Origin of the sequence: Catenibacterium sp. co_0103, assembly GCF_004168205.1 — a bacterium.
Lineage (GTDB): Bacteria > Bacillota_I > Bacilli_A > Erysipelotrichales > Coprobacillaceae > Catenibacterium > Catenibacterium mitsuoka_A.
This window is the reverse complement of record NZ_RCYB01000020.1, coordinates 1-15,819: the sequence shown is the minus strand read 5'-3', so window position 1 is coordinate 15,819 and position 15,819 is coordinate 1. Positions and strand designations below refer to the sequence as shown.

The window sequence follows — 15,819 nt, the reverse complement described above, 5'->3', positions numbered from 1 at the left end:
TCTATACATATTTCAGCAAAATCCTGAAACTCTTTTTTTTCTTTAAAAATGTAAAGTTCAATAGTACCATCTCCTTTATGTTTCTATTATATCCTAAAAAAGAACTTTATTGGGAATAATTGTGGTTACATTATCTATTTAACTTAGAGAATGGTATACTTTAGCTATATTCTATGGAGGTGATTTTATGGATTCAAATCAACATAATGAATTATTGGAATTACTTGAGAAGTCTGAGGAGGATGTTAGAAATGGCAGAGTAGCACCTATAGAGGATACTTTTAAAGAATTGAGAGATATGTTAGGTAGTGGTGATTAGCAGCTAAGGCTGCTTTTTTATTATAAAAATCAAATAACCCCATTATAACAACCTTTCACACGTTAATTCTATAAAATTACTTATTCATTTCTCATAATACGTAACCAACTACTATTAAATCACTCTAATTAAACATCTATTACATCAAACTCATCAAATGATTTTCTTGAACTTGGATTACATAACGCTGTGTCCTGTAATGACTTTTTCAAATTATCACAGCAAGGTTTAAATGATAAATAAGTTATTCCTCCACCAACAACACCACCAACTACAGGAATTGCTTTTCTAAAGAAACCAGCAAAAACCTGTTTAGTCATACACACACTAAACCATCTTGAGATTTTCTTTACAATAGGATAGAAAGTACCTTTTGTTAGTGCTTTTTGTAATAGTTTTTTCTCTACTCCTTTTCCTAACGCATTAGAAAGTATCTTAATACTTGCAACTGAGCCCTCCACTCCATACATTACACCCAAACATAAAGTAATAAGATTCATAGTCTTGTCATCAATATTCACACCATTTTCAACATTTATTTCAGGAAAACCATACAGATATAACAATTTCTGTATAGCTCTTAGCATATACCCATAATATTGAGCAATATCTGTTGGCAATGTAGCAACCATAGCAACTCCACCAGGAGCACCCAATGCTAAGGAAATACCACTTACACAATTTCTTTCATATTGGATTACTTGATCTGCTATATTATCAATTTCTTCAACTGTTATACCTGCATGTGCTGGATTGAACTTTACTGCGTCTTGAATAACATCATTTGCATAGTTTTTCATAAATTGCTTTCTCAAAAATTCTTCTCGATCAATATGCACACCCGGTATTCTTAGTCCAAGAACAATTATATCTTCAGTATCCACTCTTCCATCTTTATTAATATCTAAAGCATCAAATACTTTATCCTTAGAATCAAAAACAATATCTTTGCCTTTTGAAACAGCCTTTTTAACTTCATTTCCTGTATTTTCAATAACATTCTTCATTTCAAATTTATTCATTGTAAATACCCCCATAAATAATATTCATATAATAATTTTAGCACGTTATGTTTATGAATTGAGATTTTATTGATACATTGACATATAATCACAACTAATATAATAAAAGCCATGAATCGTTCAATAGTAACTTAATTTGTTTTATTGCTAATAGTTCACGTAACCTTGATTTATCGATTTCTTGTACGAATGATGCGAACTGGTTTTGGAGTTCTAGAGGGGGAATCATTAGAATTATTTTATTCATGGTAGAAATAGGTAATTGTGGTTGCGCTGAACCACTAGCAATTTTTTCTTTTATATCACTTAATTTCATTTTAAACAATTCTATAAAATAAATTTCATTGAGTATACTTCTATTCATTCTTAATATAACCATTCCAGAATTAATTCTAATATTTTCATACGGAACATTTTTTGAATAATATGCTAAATTACCTACAGTTCCTCGAGTTGTAAGAACTACATCTCCTCTCGATAATTTTCCATTTCGTAAAGCATCATCTTTCTCTCTTGTAATAAAGTTACAATTCTCAAAATCAAATCCTTTTTGAGTTACATTTTTTGCATTTAAAAACAAGCAATAACCATCATCGAGAATTTCCTATGATTTAGGATAGTTCTTTCCTCTATCACCATCAATAATATCACATATATCTGTCATTGGCTGAACTGGAAATTGACAAGAATTAATAACCGGATCCCCAAACATCTCCACAAATCGGGCTCTAACTGCTTCATCCAACAAAGTTAATTTCTTATTATAGTCCTCTATCAGAAGTTCACACTTTTCTAATACTTTAACAACTTCTTCTTGTCGAACTTCGTCTTTTTCATACTCAATTATAAAATTACCCAAATCAGATTTTTTTATATTAGGCATACAAGCTCCAGATCTAATCCTAAACAGTCTTTCTTGTTGACTTTTTAATGCATAATATAAATATTTGCTGTTTTTAGGACCATCATACAAGTAATAACAATGAGCTCCACACCAAAATGCATCGTTCATATAATTCACATATCCAGAAGAATTTCCACCTTCAGATATTGTTACTGTGTTTTCAGAAACATTAAACTCATTCCATTTACCAGAAGGATTTATTCCACCATTTAAATATGAATATGCACCATCATCGATTAGATTTTTCCCATTGATTTGAGTTCCTTTTGAGAATTTGGTAATATCTTTTAACTTAACTCTCATTCACCCCACAAATGCAGATTTGCATTTAACCATAAAATCAGGATTTATAGAGACCTTCCCCTCTCAATTATTTACACTATCAAGCCACAAACTTTCTATGTGATTCCTTTACATTATTCTGATTAACCATAGCATAATGCATAGTAGTATCTATTTGTGAATGGCCTAATAAACTCTGTACCTGTTCAATAGGCATTCCCTTATCTATAGCTCTAGTAGCTACTGTTCTTCTAAACTTATGTGGATGTACTCTATGAATACCTAAACGTCTACCTAAATTCCTTAATCTTATCTCTACACCACTAATCTGTAACCTATTAAAAGGTTTATCTAAAGAGACGAATAATGCTGGATTATCGTCTGTTCGGCTCTTTAGATAATTCTTTAAGTGTATTTTTGTTCTTGCATCAAAGTATACAGGTCTTTCTTTATTCCCCTTACCAAACACAACACATTCTCTATTCTCAAAATCTATATCTTCTATATTGATATTCACTAGTTCCCCTACTCTCATACCTGTAGAAGCCAACAAATCAATAATAGCCAAGTCTCTTAAATTATCACAACTATCTCTTAAACACTCTAAAGACTCATCAGATAAAGTTTCTTTAATCACCTTATCTGTTTTTATCTTGTGAATCCTCTTCATAGGACTCTTAAGAATATAGTTTTCTTCTTCTAGCCAAGAGAAGAAACTACTTAGGTTTCTTCTTATATTATCAATACTTACCTTAGAACAATTGTTTATCTTCTGATAATCAGTAAGATATGTTCTTAAATGATCTGTAGTCATATGTGTAAAATGTATATCTGTTCTATTCTCCAACATCACTAAAGTAGACTTATAGTATTGAGTTGTTCTTTTTGAACATCCTTCTATCTCTTTGGATGCAATAAACTTGTCTATGAGTTCCATATTAGAATATTCAAAAATATCCTGAATACTATCTTCTTGCATAATAAAAGTTACGTTATCCAGACAAGACTTTAATGTTCTATGTAACATTTCCATCTGTGCATTGTCTAGATAACGTAACAATTTCTGTTCAATTTCTTTAATAATAGTTTCTTTCATGTTGATAACCTCCGTTACCAACATCATCTACACCCTATTAAACAAATTTATTCAATTATATTAACCAAAATACTCTTGCATTAAGCTATCAAATAGTTCTTGTGATGCTTCTAATGACTTCTGTATTCGAGACCTTGATTTATCACCCACATTTAACTCCTTTCTAGTCCTTCAATAAAGACTTTAATTCCTCAATACTCTCTTCTATCTCTTTATTAAGTGCTCCAATATCACCTAATATCTCATGAGTAGGACGATACTCAACCTTCTCATAAACAATCTCTTTATACTTATTAATAGAAAGATCATAATCATTCTCTGCAATCTCTTCCTTAGGTACAAAGAAACTCTGTTCAGTTCTCTTTCTATCCTTTTCTTCATCTAAATGTTCATATCTATGAATAATATCAGGAATATCATTCTCTTCTACTGCTGAACGTTTATCATCTAATGAATAACCATCAGCTTTCATATCATAAAACCAAACATTATCAGTACCACCTGTAGTTGTCTTAGTAAATACTAATATAGCTGTAGATACACCTGCATATGGTTTAAATACACCACTAGGCATAGAAATAACTGCATGTAACTGGTTATTCTCTACTAGTTCTTTTCTAATACTCTTATGCGCTTTACTAGAACCAAATAATACACCATCAGGTACGATACATGCACATCTACCACCAACCTGTAATGAACGTAAGAATAACGCAATAAAGAGTAATTCTGTCTTCTTAGTCTTACATACAGATAATAAGTTTTCTGCGACTACCTCATAGTCTAATGACCCCTTGAATGGTGGATTTGCAAGGATTAAAGAGTACTTATTTTCATCAATATTCTGCTGTGAAAGACTATCTCTATATTCTATTTGCGGATTATCTACATTATGAGAAATAAGGTTCATCGCCCCAATTCTGAGCATTGTAGAATCCATATCAAAACCATTAAACATCTTATTATTAAAATGTTCATTTCGTTTTTCATCTAAGAATAGTTCTTGATGTTTTTCTCTTAAGTATTCTTCAGCGCCAATAAGGAACCCTGCAGTACCCATAGCTGGATCACATATTGTATCTGTAGGTACAGGTTTTACAAGATTCACCATCATATTAATGATATGTCTAGGTGTTCTAAACTGTCCATTTGTACCAGAAGTTGCAAGTTTATTTAATAAGTATTCATATAAATCACCTTTTACATCTGCTTCTTCTGTATTTAATCCTTCTATTCCTGTAACTACTTTCTGTAGTAGATTTGGTGTAGGAATCTTAAAAATGGCATCTCTCATAAATCTTGCATATGAAGATTCACCATCACCTTTTAAATTCTTAATGAATGGGAATAATTCATCATTCATGATTTGATACATCTTATCAGCACTACCAATATCTTTAAAATGATGCCATCTTAAATATGGTTTATCTTTAGGGAATAAACCTTCATAATCCATTCCAAATAATTCAGCATCTGCTTCATTCTTTGTTTCTACTTCATCTAATTGTTTCATATACATAAGATAAGTGAATTGTTCAATGACATCCAGGGGGTTAGTAATACCTCCTGTCCAGAACGACTCCCATATCTTATCAACTTTATTCTTTAATTCTCCTGTTAACATAATTTTCTCCTTATCATTCGCTATTATAACATAAAAAAATCCTCATCATTCTAATCAATTCAATAATGAGGATCACTTTTGTTATGCAGCCAATTCAAATATATGTTTTTGTGCTAAAAGATACTTCTGTAAATTCAAAAGAATGTTATCAGAAGAACTTAATTCGTCATCAGCTAGGTCAACTGAATTATCTTTAGCAAGTTTGATAGTATACTCATAAATACGATTGACAAGTACACTTAATTCTTCTGTCGTCAATTCAATCTTAATCTTTTCATAATTATTATTCTGCTTGAGTTCTTCTAAAGAATCCATCAAACAATTGATAGACTCCATACTCAATTTACCGGAACGAACATCATCAATATAATCTCGTAATGCTGCATGATAGTTCTGTACCACTTCAGGTTGTCTACTTTTTATTTTATGATACACTACACCACCGACTGTAATAGTCCCTGTAACTAAAGCCCCAATAATAAGTTCTTTTTTCCTATTCTTTGCAACTTGCATAATTTTACTTCCAACCTTTTGGATTTGATCAGCTTGCTCCATTTTGACAGGTTCAAGATGTTTCACAATTCGACCTTTATTTGGTCCAATTGCAACTCTCACAACACCACCAATTCTACGATATTCTCCAGTTGCTAATTTTGTCATGATATCCATCGGAATATCAAATGATTCTGTTACTACTGCCATTTTGAGGGGTTCTTATTTTTCTAAAGAATCCATTGCTAGAGAAACTTCATTTAAAATTGTTTTAATTAGATTTTTCTCATATTGACTAAGTGTTGGATTACTAATCATATCAATTCCGATAACACCATATATTTTATTATTTCGGCGAACGGATAAATATAATGCATTTGCTTCCTGCAATGTACTAGTAGTTGGACCAGCATTCTTATTATTTACATAAACCCATTTGGCTACTGTTTTTTCTTTTTCTGTCAAAAATATATTAACATTATCAAAATCAGCATTCGAATTGTAGATATATGGTTTATCTAACATTTTTCTATTTACAGGATAAAAAATAATAATTCGCTTTAACCATTTATTTAATTGGATACATGTTTCTTTCATGACATCATTATAGGTTTTTGCTTGTTGTAATTTTTGGCTTGTTTCTAATAAAACTTCCATACTATAGGCACGTAAAGATGCACTGTTTTTTTCTTTCTTTAATTTAAAATTTAAACCATTAATAATAACAGAAACTACTATCATCACAATTAATACCACAACATACTCTGATGAGATTATTTCTAAAGAATACTTTGGATTAATGAACAAATAATTTATTAAACATACATTTATGAATGGTATCACAAAGCTATAAATAGGAAGTAACGTCAAACTACCTATAATACATGATGACAATACATATAATAATAGAATCGTAGTCATACCAAATCCCATTATTTGTGCTAAATATGCCAAGAGGGTTATAACCAATAATGTAACCATTGAAATGCAAGTATCTCTAGTTGAAAATCTAAAACTACTTTTGTATTGGTACTTGTTGAAATTTTGTCTACTAGAATTATTATCTGGAATAATATATATATCTAAATTTGGAGATAGTTTAGTTAGTTTGTCAACAATAGTCGGCTTATATAAAATTGATTTTTTTTGGTAAGAACGTCCTAAAACTAATTTAGAGACGCCTGCTATTTTAGCATATTGGCTGATTTGATAAGCTATATCATCACCATAAGTAGATACAATATTCGCTTGTAATTCTTTAGCAAGCGAGATGTTTTTTTTGAGTTGTTTAAGAGCTTTATAGTCTAATTCTTTAGAATCAACATATAAAGCTGTAAATTCGCCATGAAAGGCTTGAGCCATTTTAGAAGCAGTTCGGATTACTTTTTGATTCGTTGGTGATGTTCCTAAACAAACAAGTATATTTTCTTTAAGAAATTGTCTATTTTCATCTTTTGCATACAAATTGATACGATCAGCACATTTCCTCATTGCGATTTCTCGTAATGCGATTAGATTATCTTTAATAAAAAAATTTTCTAATGCTCTTCTTGCCTGTATCTTATTGTAAATTTTTCCTTGTTTTAATCTATCTATTAAATCATTTATATCAACATCTATTAACTTAACATCATCTGCATCATTAAATATATAATCAGGAATTCTCTCGTTTACCTTTACTTTTGTAATACTTTCTACAACATCATGTAAGCTTTCTATATGCTGTACATTTACAGTTGTGTAAACATCTATACCTGCTCTTAATAATTCTTCAATATCACTATACCTTTTTTTATGTCTAGAAGTAGGCGCATTTGTATGAGCTAATTCATCAACTAGTATGAGTTGAGGATGTCTTTCTAATGCTTGATCTAGATCAAATTCAAAGAAATGATGTCCTTTATAAATTACCTCTTTAGTCGGTATTTTTTCTAATCCATATGTTAGATTCTGTGTATCAGGTCTATCATGATTTTCTATATATCCAATAACCACATCTACACCTTCAACAGATTTTTGCTGGGCTGTATTTAACATTGAAAATGTTTTTCCTACCCCTGCACAATATCCAAAAAAGATTGTTAATTTACCTTTTCTCACCTCTTCCAATACCAACACCTCCTCATATCATCTGACAATTATATCCTTATTAATTGTGATCTTTGTAGCAGGTAAACTAAATGTAAATATAGCCCCTGTTGGATGATTGTCTTTAACAGATATAACACCTCCATGTGCTTCAACAATTGATTTACATAAAGCTAAACCTAACCCCATGCTCTTCTTACTATCAACAATAGAATGATTTACAGTGTAAAATTTTTCAAATATTTTATCTTTATCTTTATCTTCTATACCACTTCCATTGTCACAGACTTCTATATATACATAGTCTTCTATTTGATAAGCATTTATTGAAATTGTTGAATCATTTTCTGTATATTTGATCGCATTATTAATTAAATTTATTAAAACCTGTACAATTAATCTTGCATCCATATCTGCCATTAAAAAATCATCAGAAATATTTACTTTAATTTTGTGATTATCTTTGTTCTTGCTCACATGACTTAATGATTCATCAATTACATCTTCTATAACTTCTGGTTCTATTCTTAATTTCACGCTACCATCTTCTATACTAGTCATTGATAATAGATTTTCTACTAAATTGATCAACCACAAAGAATCGTCATATATATTTTTGTATAAAGCATTTTTTTTGTCATTCTTCAAATTACTATTATCATTTAACAACACATCAGCATTACCATATATCGAAGTCAACGGTGTTCTGAGATCATGAGATATAGACCTAAGTAAATCAGATCTAAATTGCTCTTTTTTTACTTTTATAATAGCCTCATTCTTTTCTTCATTACTTTTTATATTGTCCAAGCATATAGCCATTTCACTTAATATAGCCAATAAAATACGCTTATCAAATGATCCTAAAACATCGTTACCTAAATAAATACCTATAACTCCATATATTTTATCATCCGTTAATACAGCATAATAGATACTCTTTGATCCTGATAAATAACGAGTTGTCGCTCCTGCATGCTTTCCATTTATTGCCACCCATTTTGCAACGCCTATCTCATTAGCATTCAAAAACTCTTTACAATAAGAATTTTCCCTTTTGGGAAACAGAATAGGATTTTGTATAGAAGACTTCTCAATTGGAAAATACGCAATATCTCTATTAAATAAATTTGATAATTGTTTGCATCCACAATTAAATATATCTTCCACAGATTGTCTTTTTTGCAAAAGCTGGTTTGTTTCTAATAAAATACGAGAAACATTAGCCATATTAGCATAACTTGCAGCTGTTAATTGAATTTTATTCATTAGTGTACTTATTAAAAAAGCAACTATAATCATGATTACAAATGTCATTAAATAAGATGAATCATAAAAAGATAAGCTTAATATAGGCAGTGTAAAATAAAAGTTAAATAAAATAACACTAGCAATCGATGAAACGACACTGCATATGATATTTGATGTAATTAAGGCAATCAATAAAACACCAATTAAGTAAATCATAATAATATTAGAATCATGAAATCCCATTTCAAAAAACACAAAGCCAACTACTGTACAGATAAACAATATAAGAATACTAGTAACAATTGATTTGAGTGTTACTTTGCTTTTATTGGTGAAGATATTCATGATTCTTTTTTCTCTTACTGGCACTATAACCAAATTAATATCATCAATATCTTCTAATAATTGTTGATATATAGGTTTTCGGAAGAAATCAAATCTCATATTCATATTTTTTCCGATAACAAGTTTATTTACTTTACATACTTTAGCAAATTTAAAGATTTCACCTGCTATATCATCAGAATAAACAATTTCTACCTCTGCTCCTAATTGTTTGGCATAAGCAATGTTTTTATCTAATTGCTGTTGATTTGAATCATTTAATGCTCTTTTCGTATCAGATATATACAATGCATAAAAATGATCTGTTTTATTTTTTAACATAGCACTTGCAACACGAATTACATGGATATTGGATGGTGAAGGTGAAAGACATACCATGATGGAATCAATATTTTGATGACTCATTATTCTTTTCCTCGATATCAGAATTATCTATTTTTATCATTTTATACCCTACACCCACATGTGTTTGTATATACTTTTCATTTGATATTTTTTCTATTTTCTTTCTTAAAGAAGTGACATAAACTCTTAATGAAGATAAATCAGATTCAATAGAGTTCACCCATACTTTGTCTAATATATATTGATGTGTTAATACTCTTCCAATATTTTTAGCTAATAAGCACAATAGGTTATATTCAATAGGCATGAGATGAATTTCTTTATCATCTACATAGACAGATTGAGCAATATAATCTATTTTTAAATGTCCATTCACAAAACAATGATCATTATTTAATGTGTTTTCTCTGTACTGTGTTCTTCTCAAAGTTGAGCGAATACGTGCCAATAATTCTTCTACACTAAATGGTTTAGTTAAATAATCATCCGCTCCAATATCCAAAGCTGTAATTTTGTCATCATCGTTACTTCTAGCACTAATTACGATAATAGGGGTAAATGAAAACGTACGTAATTTCTTTATGATATCTATTCCATCTAAATCAGGCAAACCTAAATCAAGTAGAATAATATCAAATTGATGTTTAGTTAGTAATGATAATGCCATAGTACCATTCGTAGCTGTTTCGTAATTATAACCGTTTGTTTCTAATGCCGTTGATAGTAAATTTCGTATAGCAGACTCATCTTCAACTATTAATACATTTATCAAATTATTCACAGTGTTCATCTCCGTTTATCTAAATTTCTGTTTATTATAATACTACTAAAAACAATAAGAAACTATCTTCCCTTAATTTCTCTCATTATAGATAAATTCAATTTTAACACATTTACCTTTTCTTCACCAAAGATACCAAGTAATTTATTTTCAGTATTATCCTTTATTAATTTTTCTAATTCAGTTTTAGAAATATGTGTATTTTTTGATACTCTATCCATTTGAACACGAGCAGCATCAACAGAAATATGTGGGTCTAATCCTGAACCAGATGCAGTTATTATATCTGCAGGAATATCTTCTTTTTTTATCGTAGGATTTTCTTGTAGAAATTTTTTAATATCTTCATTGATTCTTTTTTCTAATTTAGGATTACTTGATGCTAAGTTTTCACTTCCAGATGATGGTATAATTTGTTTATTACCTTCTTTTTGCGTAAATGTATTATAGTTTACCGCAGAAGGTCTACAATGAAATAATCGCTCATCTGTAAAATCTTGACCAACTAGTTCAGAACCTACAACCTTTCCATCCATCTTAATAAGACTTCCATTGGCTTGTTGTGGAAAGATAATCTGAGATAAACCAGTCATCATCATTGGATAAATTAATCCACAGATTATAAACATTGCAAGTGATAGTTTTAATGGTGTTTTTATTTGTTTAAATATATTTTTCATAAACAGCCTCCTACAATCCTAAAAAAACAAGTAATGGTGAAATAAGAATATCAATTAACTTAATACCAATAAATGGACAAATAACGCCTCCTAAACCATAAATCATCATGTTTCTTCCTAATAGTTTAGATGCACTCATAGGCTTATATTTAACCCCCTTCATAGCTAAGGGGATTAAACAAGGAATAATAATAGCATTAAATATCAATGCTGATAAAATCGCACTTGATGGAGAGCTAAGTCCCATAATGTTTAAGACTTTCATTTGTGGAATAGCAATTGTAAAAATTGCTGGAATAATTGCAAAATATTTTGCAATATCATTTGCTATAGAAAATGTAGTTAATGATCCTCTTGTAATTAATAATTGCTTACCAATTTCTACTACTTCTAGTATTTTCGTTGGATTCGAATCTAAATCTACCATGTTAGCTGCTTCTTTGGCAGCAGTAGTTCCGCTATTCATTGCTATTCCTACATTTGCTTGAGCTAAAGCTGGTGCATCATTTGTTCCATCACCAGTCATAGCTACAATTTTTCCTAAGGCTTGTTCTTTTTTTATTGCCTCTATTTTATCTTCAGGTTTACATTCAGCAATATAACCATCAACACCAGCTTCAGCAGCAATAGTTGCAGCTGTTAAAGGGTTATCCCCTGTACACATAATCGTTTTAATGCCAATTTTACGTAAACGGTCAAATCTTTCTGGTAATCCAGGTTTTACTGTATCTTTTAAATAAATAACACCTAAAATCTTGTTATTTACACAAACTACTAACGGAGTCCCTCCTAATTTTGAAATATTTTCCACTTTTTCATTTAAATCAGAAGGAATTAATCCATTTAATTTTTTTACATAATTAATAATGGCTTCACCAGAGCCTTTTCTTATTTTAGTACCATCTTCAAGATCAATCCCACTCATTTTGCTACTAGCTGTAAATTCAATGAATGTTGCATTCTTGTAATCATCAATATTTAATGTAACTCCCATCTTTTCAGCTAATTCTACTGTTGATTTTCCTTCAGGTGTTGTATCTTTTAATGATGCAATACATGCATATTTCACAAGATCTTTTTGATTTACACCATCCACATTAATAAAGTCACTCGCCAATCTATTTCCGAATGTAATAGTACCTGTTTTATCTAAAATCATGGTATCTACATCGCCACATGCTTCTACAGCCTTCCCAGATAATGCAATAACATTAAATCTAGTAACACGATCCATACCTGCAATACCAATTGCACTAAGTAATGCCCCAATTGTAGTTGGGATTAAACAAACTGTTAAAGCGACTAATGTTGAAATAGAAATTTGAACCTTTAAATATGTAGCAATCGGATACAATGTAACGATAACTATTAAAAATATAATAGTTAAAGAGACTAACAAAGTATTTAAGGCAATCTCATTTGGAGTTTTCTTTCTAGAAGCACCTTCAACCATAGAAATCATTTTATCCAAAAAGGAATGACCTGGATCTGTTGATATTTCTATTTTAATCCAGTCAGAAACAACAGTAGTACCTCCAGTAACGGATGCAAAATCTCCGCCTGCTTCTTTTGTGACAGGAGCTGATTCACCAGTTATTGCTGATTCATCAACACTTGCTATGCCATCTATAATTTCACCATCACCAGGAATTAATTCTCCCGCTTTAACAAGTACAATATCTCCTTTTTTGAGTTCACTACTAGAAATTTCTTTTTCAGATCCATCATCTAAAATCAAACGTGCTTTTGTATCTTTTTTTGTCTTTTTTAAAGTATCTGCCTGTGCTTTCCCACGTCCTTCTGCAACTGACTCAGCAAAATTTGCGAACAATATTGTAACAAACAGAATAAATGCAACGATTGCATTATATAAGCTTAAATTATTTCCTTCATCATGAAATAAATGAGGAAAAAAAACTAGTATTGTACATAAAACAAATCCAACTTCAACTACAAACATAACTGGATTTTTAATCATATATTTTGGAGACAACTTTGTAAAAGAACCTTTAATTGAAGAGTAAAAGATATCTTTCGTTATGAATTGATTTTTTTTATTTTCACTCATTTTTATACCTCCTATAATGTCAACCACTCTGCAATTGGACCTAATGCAATTGCAGGTAAGAATGTTAGTGCTGAGAAAATATACACAACTACCACTAATATAATTGCAAATGATATAGTATTTGTTTCCAAAGTGCCTGTAGATTTATTCACATCAATTTTATTCATCAAACTACCAGCAATACCTAGTTGAATGATTATAGGTAAGTATCGCGCTAAAAACATAACTATACCACAACTCATATTCCAGAATAATGAGTTATCTGCTAAGCCTTCAAAGCCTGATCCGTTATTGGCTGCTGATGAAGCAAACTCATATAAAACCTGAGACAAGCCATGAAAACTTGGATTAGTAATACCATTAATTCCTTCAGGAATAGACAAAGCTAAAGCAGTGAATCCTAAAATTAATAACGGATGAATAATAATGCATAGAGCTGCAAGTTTCATTTCTTTTCCTTCGATTTTTTTACCAAGATACTCAGGTGTTCTACCAATCATCAAACCACAAATGAATACAGCAATAATGGCATAAATTAACATATTCATAAGTCCAACACCAGCTCCACCAAACACAACATTCAACATCATATGTAATAATGGAACTAATCCACCTAAAGGTGTTAATGTATCATGCATGTTATTGATAGTTCCAGTTGTAAAAGATGTTGTTGCAGTAGTAAATAAAGCTGATTGTGCAACCCCAAATCTCACTTCTTTCCCTTCCATATTACCAAGAGTTTCTGTGATACCTGCTTGCGCTACTGCATGATTGCCTTGTGATTCACTATAAAAACAGATTCCTAAACCAACAACAAATAGTATTGACATAGCAACAAAAACTGTTCTTCCTTCTTTGCCCATCCATATTTTCTTTGGTTTATTAGTTGATAAAGTATAGGCAACTTTATTTGCTTTTGATTCTTCATATTTACCATATGCCATTCTGCCAAAAACAATAATTGAAGATATTGGCAAAATCATCATTGAGAATAACTCAATCATATTTGAAAGAATTGTTGGATTTTCTAAAGGGGTAGCTGAATTAGCACCTAAAAATCCACCTCCATTTGTTCCTAAATGTTTGATAGATTCTAATGCTGCTATAGGACCAGAAGCAATTTCTTGAAATTTCCCTTCAATTGTTGTTAATTGAATATTTGAATTCAAGTTTTGTGGTACACCTTGCCAAACAAGAAATAACCCAATAATCATTGATAAAGGTAATAAAAATCGATTAATGATTCGGATAAAATCAACATAGAAATTACCCATATTTCTTCCTAACAAGCCTCTCACCATAGCAACGCATGCAGAAAAACCTGTTGCAGCAGAAGTAAACATCATCATAATAATTACAAACATTTGAGAAAAATACGATAATCCTGATTCTCCAGCATAATGTTGTAAATTCGTATTAGTCATAAAAGATATGATTGTATTAAAAGACAATGATTCTTCCATACCACTAATACCATTAGGATTTAAAAATCCAATTGATTGAATTCTTAAAATTAAATACCCAATGAAAACCAAGCATAAATTAACTATCAATAATGACACAGCATATTTTTTCCAAGTCATTGTTGACGTATCTATTTTTAATACTTTAAACATACAATTATCCATCTTATCAAATACTGGATCTGCAAATGTTCTCTCACCACTAGAAATATGGTAAACATAATTTCCAATTGGAAAGATGATAACTATAAATAATAATAATGTACAAACTATCTGCACCATAAATGCCCCTCCATTTAAACCAATTGATTTTTTTCAACAACATGTCCAATATGTCTACTATCATATTTAATTTCACACTTTTTCGTACTTTTTGAACACTCTGATTTTTCATAAAAGAATCTATGCATCGGTTCAAAACTACTAAAATTAGACATATTTTCTTGAGCAGGTAAATAAGTTGGATCCAAACACCAGGCTACCCTAAAATGTTTCATTGCTAAAACATGATTACGTTTTTTTTCATATATAATACCTAACAAATTATGAGGTATAGCAGAATCTGGATGTTTAGCCATAAAATCACAAATATTTTGAAAAGCTTCTTGTAATTGATCAGAACAAATAAGCTGTTTCATTTTTAAACAAAAGTATTCTTCATTTTCTGTATTATCGCTGGATATAGTATTCATATCACCATCCCCTTTATAATATATGTTAAAATTTATCTGGATTTATTAAAGCATATATAAGATAACAAGAAATCAATATAATAGTTACTATCAAGATAAGCATTTGTAATCACCTCTATCTTTTCAATTCTTTATCTACCAAATTAACAAACCCGATCATAAGCAAAAACGAAATAACTAAAATAGATAACATGATTATGTCAACCATAAATATCCTCCTCACTATTAAACTCATAATATCTTTATCCTTAGGACAAAAATATTTTACTGCTGCGAAAATTAAAATAGGTTTTGAATACCCATAATCTACAGGTAACGATTTAAGAGAAGTGTGGAGCAGAAATATTCAGGATATAGACTATTTGTC

The 15,819-nt window shown here is 30.2% G+C and carries 14 protein-coding genes; 1 reads left to right on the top strand and 13 read right to left on the bottom strand.

Features of this window, described 5'->3' with window-relative positions; all coding sequences use genetic code 11:
* Nucleotides 1–187: 187 nt before the first annotated feature.
* Nucleotides 188–319 (top strand): hypothetical protein, encoded by a 132-nt coding sequence (locus EAI80_RS13940; protein WP_255452548.1) that lies wholly within the window; start codon nucleotides 188–190, stop codon nucleotides 317–319.
* Between the two features lie 128 nt (nucleotides 320–447).
* Here the strand turns inward: EAI80_RS13940 and EAI80_RS05190 are convergent, their stop codons facing one another.
* The 13 genes from EAI80_RS05190 to EAI80_RS05135 all read right to left on the bottom strand — a co-directional run bounded on the left by EAI80_RS05190 (nucleotide 448) and on the right by EAI80_RS05135 (nucleotide 15,452).
* Nucleotides 448–1,341, bottom strand: a complete 894-nt coding sequence (locus EAI80_RS05190) for an EcsC family protein (RefSeq protein ID WP_129981194.1) — start codon at nucleotides 1,339–1,341, stop codon at nucleotides 448–450.
* Between the two features lie 94 nt (nucleotides 1,342–1,435).
* On the bottom strand, nucleotides 1,436–1,921 hold the full coding sequence (locus EAI80_RS13610; RefSeq protein WP_202976606.1) for a restriction endonuclease subunit S: 486 nt from the start codon (nucleotides 1,919–1,921) through the stop codon (nucleotides 1,436–1,438).
* A gap of 24 nt (nucleotides 1,922–1,945) precedes the next feature.
* Nucleotides 1,946–2,548 (bottom strand): restriction endonuclease subunit S, encoded by a 603-nt coding sequence (locus EAI80_RS13605; RefSeq protein ID WP_202976605.1) that lies wholly within the window; start codon nucleotides 2,546–2,548, stop codon nucleotides 1,946–1,948.
* Between the two features lie 79 nt (nucleotides 2,549–2,627).
* Nucleotides 2,628–3,623, bottom strand: coding sequence for a site-specific tyrosine recombinase/integron integrase (gene xerA / locus EAI80_RS05180; RefSeq protein WP_040390233.1), 996 nt, complete (start codon nucleotides 3,621–3,623; stop codon nucleotides 2,628–2,630).
* A gap of 163 nt (nucleotides 3,624–3,786) precedes the next feature.
* Nucleotides 3,787–5,247 (bottom strand): class I SAM-dependent DNA methyltransferase, encoded by a 1,461-nt coding sequence (locus EAI80_RS05175; RefSeq protein ID WP_129981193.1) that lies wholly within the window; start codon nucleotides 5,245–5,247, stop codon nucleotides 3,787–3,789.
* Nucleotides 5,248–5,328: 81 nt separating this feature from the next.
* Nucleotides 5,329–5,949: a hypothetical protein gene (locus tag EAI80_RS05170; RefSeq protein ID WP_129981192.1), complete on the bottom strand. Its 621-nt coding sequence runs from the start codon at nucleotides 5,947–5,949 to the stop codon at nucleotides 5,329–5,331.
* Between the two features lie 12 nt (nucleotides 5,950–5,961).
* Entirely contained in the window at nucleotides 5,962–7,839 is a 1,878-nt protein-coding gene (locus tag EAI80_RS05165; protein WP_238634438.1) for a DUF4118 domain-containing protein, read from the bottom strand.
* A gap of 27 nt (nucleotides 7,840–7,866) precedes the next feature.
* Complete coding sequence (locus EAI80_RS05160) at nucleotides 7,867–9,828, bottom strand: ATP-binding protein (RefSeq protein ID WP_129981191.1); 1,962 nt, start codon at nucleotides 9,826–9,828, stop codon at nucleotides 7,867–7,869.
* On the bottom strand, nucleotides 9,809–10,549 hold the full coding sequence (locus EAI80_RS05155; RefSeq protein ID WP_238634437.1) for a response regulator transcription factor: 741 nt from the start codon (nucleotides 10,547–10,549) through the stop codon (nucleotides 9,809–9,811). The genes EAI80_RS05160 and EAI80_RS05155 overlap by 20 nt, the downstream gene beginning before the upstream one ends.
* Nucleotides 10,550–10,611: 62 nt before the next feature.
* Nucleotides 10,612–11,229, bottom strand: coding sequence for a potassium-transporting ATPase subunit KdpC (gene kdpC / locus EAI80_RS05150; protein ID WP_129981189.1), 618 nt, complete (start codon nucleotides 11,227–11,229; stop codon nucleotides 10,612–10,614).
* 10 nt (nucleotides 11,230–11,239) lie between these two features.
* Entirely contained in the window at nucleotides 11,240–13,297 is a 2,058-nt protein-coding gene (gene kdpB, locus EAI80_RS05145) for a potassium-transporting ATPase subunit KdpB (protein WP_129981188.1), read from the bottom strand.
* Between the two features lie 11 nt (nucleotides 13,298–13,308).
* Entirely contained in the window at nucleotides 13,309–15,042 is a 1,734-nt protein-coding gene (locus EAI80_RS05140) for a potassium-transporting ATPase subunit KdpA (protein ID WP_129981187.1), read from the bottom strand.
* Between the two features lie 14 nt (nucleotides 15,043–15,056).
* Nucleotides 15,057–15,452, bottom strand: coding sequence for a hypothetical protein (locus tag EAI80_RS05135; protein WP_129981186.1), 396 nt, complete (start codon nucleotides 15,450–15,452; stop codon nucleotides 15,057–15,059).
* Between the last annotated feature and the right edge of the window lie 367 nt (nucleotides 15,453–15,819).